At 72.1% G+C, this 11,562-nt stretch carries 10 protein-coding genes; 3 read left to right on the plus strand and 7 right to left on the minus strand.

All coding sequences use genetic code 11. The features are described from left to right. Positions 1-154 precede the first annotated feature (154 nt). Complete coding sequence (locus AB4Y83_RS12290) at positions 155-2,377, minus strand: NADP-dependent isocitrate dehydrogenase (RefSeq protein WP_442276925.1); 2,223 nt, start codon at positions 2,375-2,377, stop codon at positions 155-157. 168 nt (positions 2,378-2,545) lie between these two features. Between AB4Y83_RS12290 and AB4Y83_RS12295 the strand changes: the two genes are divergently transcribed. Next, the gene (locus AB4Y83_RS12295; RefSeq protein WP_442276924.1) at positions 2,546-3,952 is read left to right on the plus strand and encodes a serine hydrolase domain-containing protein; all 1,407 of its coding nucleotides are present in this window, start codon (positions 2,546-2,548) and stop codon (positions 3,950-3,952) included. Then, entirely contained in the window at positions 3,952-4,551 is a 600-nt protein-coding gene (locus tag AB4Y83_RS12300) for a GNAT family N-acetyltransferase (protein ID WP_442276923.1), read from the plus strand. Before AB4Y83_RS12295 ends, AB4Y83_RS12300 begins: the two co-directional genes overlap by 1 nt. Positions 4,552-4,854: 303 nt before the next feature. Here the strand turns inward: AB4Y83_RS12300 and AB4Y83_RS12305 are convergent, their stop codons facing one another. Next, positions 4,855-6,957, minus strand: a complete 2,103-nt coding sequence (locus AB4Y83_RS12305; RefSeq protein ID WP_442297053.1) for an MMPL family transporter — start codon at positions 6,955-6,957, stop codon at positions 4,855-4,857. Positions 6,958-7,020: 63 nt separating this feature from the next. Here AB4Y83_RS12305 and AB4Y83_RS12310 point away from each other — a divergent pair, with 63 nt between their 5' ends. After that, the gene (locus AB4Y83_RS12310) at positions 7,021-7,593 is read left to right on the plus strand and encodes a MarR family winged helix-turn-helix transcriptional regulator (RefSeq protein WP_442276921.1); all 573 of its coding nucleotides are present in this window, start codon (positions 7,021-7,023) and stop codon (positions 7,591-7,593) included. A gap of 3 nt (positions 7,594-7,596) precedes the next feature. Here the strand turns inward: AB4Y83_RS12310 and AB4Y83_RS12315 are convergent, their stop codons facing one another. From AB4Y83_RS12315 to AB4Y83_RS12335, 5 genes are all read right to left on the minus strand, one after another. Then, positions 7,597-8,529 (minus strand): anti-sigma factor domain-containing protein, encoded by a 933-nt coding sequence (locus AB4Y83_RS12315; protein ID WP_442297054.1) that lies wholly within the window; start codon positions 8,527-8,529, stop codon positions 7,597-7,599. After that, the gene (locus tag AB4Y83_RS12320) at positions 8,513-9,085 is read right to left on the minus strand and encodes an RNA polymerase sigma factor (protein WP_442297055.1); all 573 of its coding nucleotides are present in this window, start codon (positions 9,083-9,085) and stop codon (positions 8,513-8,515) included. Before AB4Y83_RS12320 ends, AB4Y83_RS12315 begins: the two co-directional genes overlap by 17 nt. 23 nt (positions 9,086-9,108) lie before the next feature. Beyond that, positions 9,109-9,867, minus strand: a complete 759-nt coding sequence (locus AB4Y83_RS12325) for a class F sortase (RefSeq protein WP_442276918.1) — start codon at positions 9,865-9,867, stop codon at positions 9,109-9,111. Between the two features lie 30 nt (positions 9,868-9,897). After that, positions 9,898-10,719: a DUF4397 domain-containing protein gene (locus AB4Y83_RS12330; RefSeq protein WP_442276917.1), complete on the minus strand. Its 822-nt coding sequence runs from the start codon at positions 10,717-10,719 to the stop codon at positions 9,898-9,900. A gap of 121 nt (positions 10,720-10,840) precedes the next feature. Then, a complete protein-coding gene (locus AB4Y83_RS12335) occupies positions 10,841-11,518 on the minus strand; it encodes a fasciclin domain-containing protein (RefSeq protein ID WP_442276916.1) in 678 nt (225 codons plus the stop codon). Positions 11,519-11,562 lie beyond the last annotated feature (44 nt).

Below are 11,562 nucleotides of genomic sequence, written 5' to 3' on the forward strand. Positions count from 1 at the left end.
CAAGCGTTCTCATCAGCAGTCGACGTGGTGGAGCATGTCGTTCCGCCCGCCCCGTGCTCATGGATCGTCCGGCGTCCGACGTGCGTGACGGCATACGCGACGTGCCCACGCGACTCCGTGAGTCGGGTGGGCACGTGCTGCGCGGGGGACGCGGTCAGGCGAGCGCGTCGATGATCTCGTTGAAGGTCTTCGACGGACGCATGACCGAGGCGACCTTGGCCGCATCGGGACGGTAGTAGCCGCCGATGTCGACCGAGTGTCCCTGCGCGTCGACGAGCTCCTGGGAGATCGTGCCGATGTTGTCGGCGAGGGCCTGGGCCACGGGGCCGAACGTCTCGGCCAACGCGGCGTCGTCGGTCTGCCGGGCGAGCTCCTGGGCCCAGTAGAGGGCCAGCCACACGTGGCTGCCGCGGTTGTCGATCTGGCCGACCTTGCGCGCCGGTCCCTTGTTCTCGTCGAGGAGCGTGCCGGTGGCCCGGTCGAGGGTCTCACCGAGCACCCGCGCGCGGGGGTTGTCGGTGACGTCGGCGAGGTGCTCGAAGCTGACGGCCAGGGCGAGGAACTCGCCGAGGCTGTCCCAGCGGAGGTAGTTCTCCTGGACGAGCTGCTGCACGTGCTTCGGGGCCGAGCCGCCGGCGCCGGTCTCGAAGAGGCCACCGCCGTTGATGAGCGGGACGACCGACAGCATCTTGGCCGAGGTGCCGAGCTCGAGGATCGGGAAGAGGTCGGTGAGGTAGTCGCGCAGCACGTTGCCCGTGACCGAGATCGTGTCCTCGCCCTTGCGGATGCGCCCGAGCGAGTAGGCGATCGCGTCGGTCGGCTTCATGATCTCGATCGTCAGGCCGTCGGTGTCGTGCTCGGTGAGGTACTCGTTCACCTTGGTGATGAGGTTCGCGTCGTGGGCGCGGTCGGCGTCGAGCCAGAAGATCGCCGGCGTCCCTGTGGCGCGGGCTCGCGTGACGGCGAGCTTGACCCAGTCGCGGATCGGCACGTCCTTGGTCTGGCAGGCGCGCCAGATGTCGCCCGCCGAGACGGCGTGCTCGAGCAGCGCCGCGCCCGAGGAGTCGACGACGCGCACGGTGCCGTCGGCCGGGATCTCGAACGTCTTGTCGTGGCTGCCGTACTCCTCGGCCGCCTGCGCCATGAGCCCGACGTTGGAGACCGAGCCCATCGTCGACGGGTCGTAGGCGCCGTTGGCGCGGCAGTCGTCGAGGACGACCTGGTAGATGCCGGCGTACGAGCTGTCGGGCAGCACGGCCAGCGTGTCCTGCTCGCCGCCCTCTCGGTCCCACATGTGACCCGACGTGCGGATCATCGCCGGCATCGACGCGTCGACGATGACGTCGCTCGGCACGTGGAGGTTGGTGATGCCCTTGTTCGAGTCGACCATCGCGATGGCCGGGCCGTCCTCGAAGCCCTTGGCCACGGCGGCCTCGACCTCGGCGCGCTCGTCGGCGGGCAGGCCCTCGACGGCCTTGAGCACGGCGCCGAGCCCGTCGTTGGGGGACGCGCCCACGGAGGCCAGCGCGCCGGCATACGTCTCGAAGACGTCGGGGAAGAAGGCGCGCACGACGTGACCGAAGATGATCGGGTCGGAGACCTTCATCATCGTGGCCTTGAGGTGCACCGAGAAGAGAACGCCCTCGGCCTTGGCGCGGGCGACCTGCTCGGAGAGGAAGTCACGCAGCTTCGCGACGTCCATGAACGTCGCGTCGACGACCTCGCCGGCGAGGACGGGGATCGACTCCTTGAGGACGGTGGTGGACCCGTCGGCGCCGACGAGCTCGACGCGCAACGTGTCGTCGGCGGGCAGGACCACAGACGTCTCGTTGTGGCGGAAGTCGTCGGCACCCATCGTCGCGACGTTGGTCTTCGAGTGGGCGCTCCAGGCGCCCATCGAGTGCGGGTGCTTGCGCGCGTAGCTCTTCACCGACGCCGGGGCGCGGCGGTCCGAGTTGCCTTCGCGTAGAACGGGGTTGACGGCCGACCCCTTGAGCTTGTCGTACGCCGCCCGAGCTGCCTTCTCCTCGTCGGTGGACGGGTTGTCGGGGTAGTCGGGCAGGGCGTAGCCCGCGGCCTGGAGCTCGGCGACGGCGGCCTTGAGCTGTGGGATCGACGCCGAGACGTTGGGGAGCTTGATGATGTTGGCCTCGGGCGTCTTGGCGAGCGCCCCGAGCTCTGCCAGGGCGTCACCGATCCGCTGCTCCGGCTTCAGGGCGTCGGGGAACGCGGCGATGATGCGACCCGAGAGTGAGATGTCACGCGTCTCGACCTCGACGCCGGCCTGCTTGGCGAAGGCCGAGACGATGGGCAGCAGCGAGGCCGTGGCCAGGGCGGGCGCCTCGTCCGTGTGCGTGTAGATGATTGTCGAGTCCAACGCTGGTGCTCCGTTCGGGTTGCTGTTCGTGCCGGGATCCGGTCTTCGAGGATCCCCGAATAAATCTTGATGTCAAGATATCCGATGCGGGGCGACCGTGGGGCCGCCGTCCCATCCTGCCGGGGTGGCCTGCGCCACGCCAGAGACCCCCGGCCTAGGCTGGAGCGGGTGAGCACCGACCCGCGCAGCGACGCCGACGTCCCGGCCACCGACGGCGAGATCGACCCCGTGACCGCCCGCCACCTCCACCACCTGCTCGCGGCCGAGCAGCGTCGCGGGCGCCTGCCCTCGGTCGCCGCCGGCGTCGTGCGTGACGGCACGCTCGTGTGGTCCGACGCCATCGGCACGCTCGACGGGCGCCTCGGCGGGCAGCCGGCCGACACCGACACGCAGTACCGGATGGGCTCCATCACGAAGACCTTGGTGGCCGTGGCCGTCATGCGCCTGCGCGATGCCGGACGGCTCGACCTGCTCGACCGGTTCGAGGACCACGTGCCCGGCTCGCGGTTGGGCGGCGCCACGATCGCCCAGCTGCTCTCGCACGGGGCCGGGGTGCAGGCCGAGACGAACGGCCCGTGGTGGGAGCGCACGCCCGGTGGGGACTGGGAGTCGCTCGCAGGCCCTGTCGCGGGCTCGCCTGTGGGGCAGCGCTTCCGGGCCGGTCGGCGTTTCCACTACACGAACGTCGGCTTCGCCGCCCTCGGCGAGCTCTTGGCCCGAGCGCACGGGGTCGACTGGTTCGAGGTCGTCCGGCGTGACCTGCTCGACCCGCTCGGCATGTCCCGGACGACGACCCGCCCCAGCGGCCGCGCCGCGCAGGGCCTCGCTGTGCACCCCTTTGCCGACGTCCTGCTGCCCGAACCCGAGCACGACGCAGGCGCGATGGCCCCGGCCGGACAGCTCTGGACCACGGTGCAGGACCTGGCACGCTGGGCCACCTTCGCCGGGGGCGACACCGGCGGGCTCCTGTCGCCCGACACCCTCGCCGAGATGTACGAGCCCCACACGGTGAACGACAACCCGGGCCAGCCCTGGACCACGGCCCACGGGCTCGGCTGGCAGGTCTGGAACGTCGACGGCACGAGGTATGCCGGTCACGGCGGCTCGATGCCCGGTTTCCTCGCGGGGCTGCGCGTCGAGGTCGAGAGCGGTGACGGTGTCGTCGTCGTCACCAACACGACGAGCGGGATGGGCCCGATCGCCCCCGAGCTGCTCACGGCGTTCGTCGAGCGCGAGCCGCGACCACCGGAGCCGTGGTTCGCGTCGGGCGACCCGTCGGCGCTCGAGCTCGTCGGCACGTGGCACTGGGGGCCGTCCGTGTCCATGGCGAAGGTCGTCGGAGAGCACCTCGTGCTCGGTGAGCCCGGCCAGGCGCGGGGCTCGCGCTTCGTCGCGGACGGCCCCGACGCCTGGGTGGGGCTGGACGGCTACTACACGGGTGAGCCGCTCCGCGTCGTGCGCGCCGCTGACGGCACGCCGTCGCACCTCGACCTCGCGTCGTTCCGCTTCACACGCACGCCCTACGACCCGGCCGGCGACGTGCCCGGCGGGGTCGCCGCGGACGGCTGGCGCTAGTGCAGGCGTCCCCGGACCTGTCCCGGCTCGTGTGGCCGCGGCTCACCGATCGCCTCCTGCTGCGTCCGCTGACGCTCGACGACGTCGATGCCGTGCACGCCTACCGCTGCCTGCCCGAGGTCGTCGTCCACCTGAGCCACGACGTCCTGAGCCACGACCAGGTGCGCGAGCGCATCGCCCAGCGCATCGAGCGGGGACGGCTCGGTGCTGCCGAGCCACTGCTCGGCCTCGCCGTCGAGGAGCGGCGCACGGGTCGTGTCGTCGGCGACGTCATGCTGCGGCTCGAGCCGTGCCACAGCATCGGCCGCGCGCCGGCACAGGAGTGGGAGGGGACGATCGGCTACGCGCTGCATCCGGACGCCCAGGGCCGCGGGCTGGCGGCCGAGGCGGCCGCCGAGCTGCTCGTCATCGGCTTCCGCGACCTGGGGCTGCGCCGGATCACGGCCGACGCCTACGCCGACAACATCGCCTCGAACCGCGTCCTGCGCCGCATCGGGATGCGGCACGAGGCCACGATCCGGGCGAAGTCGCTGGGCAAGGACGGTACGTGGCTCGACGACAACACGTGGGCCCTGCTCCGCGAGGAGTGGCCGGTCTGAGCCGAGCAGCGGGACGCAGATGGCGTATGCCGTCCGCGTCCGATCCGGGGGTCGAGGCGACTCCCGCACACGCAGATGTGGGCCACGCACCGGAAGGGAGTCCGGCGCGTGGCCCACGGTCTGCCTCGATCGACGGGGAGGGAGTCGATCGAGACCGCACGGGCTGTCGAGAGGGGTGGCGGCGTGAACGGTGATCGGGGGACGCGAGGTATGGACGAGGGTTTCGCCTGAGGCATCGGCCCGGTTTGTCCATGGTTTGTCTAATGTTGGCACTCCCGATTCAACGGCGGCGGCCGCTCCATGTCAAGAGCTTGTCCCGACTTTCGTCAGAGCATCGGCATCGGCATCGACAGGGGCGGCCGGGGCGGCGTCCTCGGTCGCCGACCGGTCCGACACGGAGTGGTGCGTTCGGCGGGGCCACCAGAAGCGGTCGCCGAGGACGACCGCGATGGCCGGGACGAGGAGCGTGCGCACGACGAGGGTGTCGAGCAGGACGCCGACGCAGATGATGACGCCGATCTGGGCCAGGACGACGAGCGGCAGGACGCCGAGCACCGCGAAGACCGCGGCGAGCAGGATGCCGGCGCTCGTGATGACGCCGCCCGTCGCGGCGAGGCCCCGCAGCATCCCCTGGCGGGAGCCGTGCAGGCGTGACTCCTCTCGCGCCCTCGTGACGAGGAAGATGTTGTAGTCGACGCCGAGCGCCACGAGGAAGACGAAGGCGAAGAGCGGCGCGCTGTCGTCGAGGCCGGAGAAGCCGAAGATCTTCGTGAAGATCCACCACGAGGCGCCGACGCTCGCGAGGAACGTCGCGACGACCGTCGAGACGAGCACGAGCGGGGCGACGACAGATCGGAGCAGCAGTCCCAGGGCCAGCAGGACGAGCGCCAGCACGATCGGGAAGATGACGAGGCGGTCGCGCGACGACGCCTCCGCCTGGTCGAGCGCGACGGCCTCGGTGCCCGCGAGGTGACTGTCGGGGAGCTGGGTGAGTGCGGCCCGCAGGGAGCGCACGGTGTCGGTCGCCTCGTCGGATCCGGGCGCCGCCTGGATGACGGCGTCCACCTCGGCCACGCCGCCTGCCTGCTTGACGATGCGGGCGCCGGCGATGCCGGGGACGTCCTCGGCGGCGCTCGTCACGGCCTGCGGGTCGGCGGTCGTGACGATGACGGCGGGGTCGGCGCTGCCGGCAGGGAAGGACTGCGCCAGGCGTTCGCTCGCGGCGATGGCCTCGGGCTTGCTGAGGAACTGGTCGGCGGGCTTGAGTCCGGTGTCGATCGCCGCGATGCCGGCCGCCATGACGGCGAGCACGACGAGCGTCACGCTGATGATGCGCTTCGGGTGGGCGGCGACGCGGTCGCCGACGCGGCGCCACAGCGAGTGGCCGTCCGCGAGAGCCGCCTCGCCCTCGCGGGGCACCCTGGGCCAGAAGATCCAGCGGTCGAAGACGACGAGCGCCGCGGGCAGCACGAGCAGGACGAAGGCCGCGGCGACGACGACGCCGACGGCGCAGGCGAGACCGAGACCACGCGTCGCCGGGAAGAGCGAGAGGAGCAGGGTCAGCAGACCGATGACGACGGTGACGGCGCTCGACAGGACGGCCTCGGACGTGCGGCGCAGGGCCAAGGACATGGCCTCGCGCCGGTCGGCGTGGCTGCGCAGCTCGTCCCGGTAGCGCGAGATGAGCAGCAGCGCGTAGTCGGTGCCGGCGCCGAAGACGAGGACCGAGAGGATGCCGATGGTCGACTCGTCCCAGACGATGGAGAATGCCGCGAGCGTGTGTGTCGCGACCACGGCTGCGAGTCGGTCCGCGACGCCGACGACGAGGAGCGGGAAGATCCAGAGGATGGGGCTGCGGTAGGTCAGCACGAGCAGCAGGGCGACGACGGAGGCGGTGGCGATGAGCAGGCGGGTGTTGGCGCCCTCGAAGACCGCAGCGAGGTCGGCCTGGACCGCGGCGGGTCCGGTCACTTGTGCCGTGACGCCCTCGGGCAGGTCGGCCTTGACCACCTCGCGGATGTCGCCCACGAGGGCTGCCGTGTCCGTCGCGTCCGTGACGTCGACGGGCACGATCGCGAGCGCGGCGGTGCCGTCCTCGCTGCGCTGGAGCGGGGCCCGGCCGGCACCGGGGACCTGGGCGACGCGTCCCTCGACGGCTGTCAGGTCAGCGTCGGTCAGCGTGCCCGAGTCCTTGCTGAAGACGACGACGGCCGTGGAGCCCTCGGCCTCCGGCAGCCGGTCGCGCATCTCGAGCGCCGCTGCGCTGTCTGAGCCGATCGGCAGGGCGTCGGTCGAGGCCGAGGTGCGTTGCGCCTCGCCCACGGCGCTCACGACGCCCATCGCTCCTGCCAGGGCCAGGACGACGATCGCCACGGCCCACCACTTGCGCGTGATCCTGTCGGTCACCGAGCGCACGCCACACCTCCAGTTAAGATGGTTCATCGGGTTACTCAGTAGATTACTAAGTTGGTGAGTGACATTAGCAGCAAACAGACCGTCGGCCAACAGCCGGCCCCGAGGCGTGCCCGCGCCCCGAAGGATGCGTCCGTCGATGAAGGCCAGCCCGTTCGGGGAGACGGGCCGCCCGAGGTCGGCCTCGTCCCCGGCGTGCCCGAGTGGCGCACGTCGGGCACCCTCACGGCCCTGCAGGAGCTCGTCGAGGTGTCCGAGACCGTCCCCGCCGTCGTCGCCCGCAAGGCGGGCCTCAGCACGTCTGAGCTGCACTCCCTCCGGCACCTCATGCGCGGCCCCATCGGTCCCGTCGACCTCGCCAAGGTGCTCGGCGTGACGTCGGCCGCCTCGTCAGGCGTCGTCGACCGTCTCGTCGGCCACGGGCACGCCGAGCGTCGCTCGCACCCCGGCGACGGCCGCCGCACCGAGGTCGTCATCACCGACAGCGGTCGCGCCGAGGTGCTCGCCCGGATGACGCCGATGTTCGAGAGCCTCGCCGCCCTCGACGCGACCCTGTCGGAGGGGGACCGCGACGTCGTCGAGCGCTACCTCAGGGGCGCGACCGCCGCGATGAAGAACCTCATGACCTGAGGCTCAGGCGGGCAGCTTCCCCCTGAGCAGGCTGTCGCCCGAGTGCGCCGGCTTGTCGTCGAACTGCTCCTTGGAGATGTCGACGACGACGTACCCCTGGTCGATGAGCGCCTGGCTGATCGGGAAGGTGCCCGTCTCGCCGGGTCGCAGCACCCCGACGGAGACCATCCGCTTGCCGTCGGCGTTGATGAGCCAGACCTCGAGGTAACCGTCGCCGGCGTCGAGCGGACGGTCGGTGACGACGTTGAGGTCGAGCCCGTCTCCGGCCCGCACGACCGAGGCCTGTCCCTCGCGCTGGCGCGTGTCGAGGGTCTTCAGGGCGACCTGCGAGACGCTCCCGCTCTCGTTCGGGCTCCAGATGGCCCGCCCGGCGAGCAGTCCCACGACGAGGCTGGCCGCCACGAGAGCGGCGCCCCACGCCGCGGCTCGTCGGCGCGTCGCACGAGCAGCGCCCGCCGTGATCGGCGTGACCGTCGCGTCCGCGGGGACGGGTTCGGGGGCGTATGCCGTCCCCGCCGTTGCCGCGGGACCGGTCGGGCTCGCGGGTCGGTCAGATGGGTCAGGTCGGTCAGGTCGCTCTGGAGCGTCCGTCCCTGACGGACGCTCGTCGTGAAGCAAGGAGGTCTCCGGAGGAGTGGGCGCGGGTCCGGCGTCAGGTCCGGCGTCGGAACCCCCCATGGTCGCGGGGGCCGGCCCGGCACCGACCGGGGCGTCGGGCTGCGCGTCGATCTCGGCGGTCACGCGCGCCCAGACGGCGTCGTCGGGAGCCTGCCAGTCGGCATACGCCAGCGGTCCTGAGGTCAGGCGCAGGGTGCGCCGCAGCTGCTCCACCGACGCGGAGCACACGGCACACTCCTCGACGTGGGCGGAACGACTCGCGTCGACGGGCTCGCCCAGGGCGAGGTCGACGAGCTCGTCGTCAGTCGGATGCGACACGTTCCACCTCCTGGAGTCGGTCTCTCAGCTCGAGCAGTCCCCGCCTGACGTGGCTCTTCACGGTGCCGAGGGGCATCTGCAGCATGCGGGCGATGTCATCGTGCGTGCGGTCCTCGATGAAAGCCATTCGGAGCACGGTCGCTCGCGGATCGCCCATCCGCTCGAGCTCGTGGACGAGGAGCAGTCGTTCGGCCCAGTCGGAGTCGTGCGTGGTCGTCGGCTCGGTGACCACCTCGGACGCGAGCGCCTGCAGGTTGCGGTGGGCGCGGTAGCGCTGCGTGCGCACGTCGGCGACGCGGTGCTTTGCGATGCCCACGAGCCACGCCGCCGGCGACCCACGGTCGGGTCGGAGAGTGGCGCGTCCCCGCCAGGCGGCGACGAACACCTGCTGGACGACGTCCTCGGCGTCCTCCCTGGTGCCGAGGGCGCGCAGGGCGATGGTGTGCACGAGGGGGGACCAGCGGCGGTACATCTCGGCGAGGGCCTCGCGGTCCCCACCGACCAACCGGACGGCGAGCTCGGCGGACTCGACGTCTGGGTCGTCGTGCACGTGCACGGACCCACCTAACCACGTCCTGCTCACGCGAGCGGCTCGGCGGTCACGACGACGTTCTCGTCGTAGCGGCGCTGCTCGCGGTCGAAGTCGCCCCCGCAGGTCAGGACGTGGAGCAGTGCAGGTCCGTCGCGGGCGAAGAGGGCGGCGAGGTCGAGCGTCGTCTTGCGGACCTGGCTCACCGACGTCACGGCATACCTCCGGCTCACCTCGCCCGACCGCACCGTGATGACGTCGCCCGTGCGCAGCTCCTCGACGGCCGCGATGGGGCCGATCCCGTAGCCCGGCATGTCGAGGTGCGCCGCGAGGACCGTCGACCCGGCGTCGTCTCCGGGCCGCGGGCCGTAGCGGTACCAGCCCACCTGGGCGGGCGTCTCCGGCAGCGCCATCTCGCCGTCACGGGCGACGCCCACCGGAACGACCCGCATGTCGATGCCGAGGCGGCGGATCGTCAGGCGGTCGGGGGCCGCCGCGGTCGGGCCCGCCTGCTGCGTCGCCGGGCGGACCCCCGGTTGTGACGGACCGGCCGAGCCGTCCGTCCCGGCCGGCGACCCCGGCGACCCCGGTTGTGGGGCAGGGGTCGTGGGGGCGCCGGCTGCGGGTGCGGCGGTGCTGGTGACGCCCGCCCCGGACGCCGCTGGGAGGGCGGTGTCCGAGGCACGCGTCAGCCACGCCACGCCCACGCCCGCCAGGAGGGCGGCCGCGAGCGCGGCGGCCACCCCCCTGGACGGGCTCGACGCCCGGGCCCGGGAGCGACCCGGTCCGGGGTCGACGGTGCGGTTCATCTCGGTCGTTCGCGACGGGTGCGTGGCGGGTCAGCGGACCCCGGTGGCGCGCCGGCGGGACACGAGGACGAGCCCGCCCGCGGCGGCAGCGGCACCGATGACGGCCGCGTAGCGGGCCACCTCCGAGGACTCCCGGGCCGCGGCGGCCTGGCCGCCCGCCCCGGCCGGGACGCCACCCGGGGCCGAGTGCATGCCGGAGAGGGTCTGGACCGCGAGCTTGAGGTTCTTGTCAGCGGCGCTGCCCCATGCGTACACGATCGTGTTGCTGCCCTCCTTGAGGTCGAGGTCGGCCGGACCGATCGCGACGGTGTCGGTCCCCGCGAGGACGACGTCGGCCGAGATCGTGCCGGCCGGCAGGTCGGCCTTGGCCTCGTTCGGGTTGGTGAGGTTCTTGAAGGCCACCGTGCCGTTGGCCCGGACGTCGACCGCGGGGGCGGCGGCCGTGTGGCGCACGGTGATCCGCGCCTTGCCGGCATCGATCTTGGACGTGTCGTTGACGAAGGGCGTGAGGACCGGCTTGCCGGCCTCGGACAGGTGCGCGACGACGGTGACGTTGGCGCCGCCCGGCACCTTGACGTCGTTGGCCTCGATGACGGCTGCGCCACCGGCGCCCGCGCCGGCCTGCGTGACCTTGAGGTCGTAGGTGCCCTCGGGGAGCATCAGCGGATCGGTCAGTGTGCCCGGCTTGAAGTCCGTCAGCAGGGCCTTGCCGTTGGCGTAGACGTCGACCGTCGCGCCGGGCACGGCGTGGAGGATCGAGACCGTGGCGTCGGCCGCGTGGGCCGGGGCCGCCAGGAAGGCGGCCGGGGCGAGGGCGAGGGTCGTGGCGGCGACGATGCGAAGCGACTTCATGGTCGTTCCTTTCCAGAGGGGTGAGTGCTCGAGTGCGACGGGGGCCGCGCTCGGGTGGAGGCGAATCCGGGAGGGGGAGTGGTGGTGTGCGGTGCGGACCTCGGGGGCCGCGCGGAAGGCGTCAGAGGTCGGCGGGTCGCAGGACGAGGACGATGCCGTGCGCGATCTGCCGGTTGCCCTTGTTGATGTCGAGCGCCCGCGGGTTGAGCAGCGGGTCAGCGTCGTTGCGGTCGCCGTCGACGAGGCGGACGAGCTTGAGCCAGCGCGACAGCACGTCGACCTTGATGCTCTTGCCGGGAAGCGCCGTCGCCAGCATCGCGCCGTCGGACCGGAGGGCCTGCGACGAGGTGACGGGGCCGCCGGGGACGACGTGATAGAGCAGGACCTGCTCCAGGGCGTCGATGCCGACGGCGCCTGCGAGCGCCTGGAAGACCTTCGTCTCGGATCCGTACCAGCGCCCCGTCAGGTCGGCGGCGAGGACCTGGAAGGCCCGGTCGTTGGGGATGAAGGCCGTCAGTGCCACATCGCCCTTGGTCAGCAGGCCGACAGGGCTGCTCGGTTTGGCCGCGAGCACGGCGAGGACCGCTTCGGTGACGATGTCGTAGTCGTACCAGTTGCGGTCGAACCGGTTGCCGTCTGCCGTCAGCACCGCGGCCAGGCTTCGGGTGCCCGTCGTGGGGGGCACGGAGGCCGTCGTCGGGGCGGCTGCTGGGGACGCCGCGGGAGCGGCGACGGCGGCCGGGACGGCGAGCACGCCGGCCAGGGCCGCGACGACGGGGACCAGGTGACGCTTCTTCACGGTCTGTCCTCTCTTCGGGAGCGACGGCCTGGTGTGCCGTCTGC

The organism is Terrabacter sp. RAF57, assembly GCF_052113925.1.
In the GTDB taxonomy this organism is placed as follows: Bacteria; Actinomycetota; Actinomycetes; order Actinomycetales; family Dermatophilaceae; genus Terrabacter.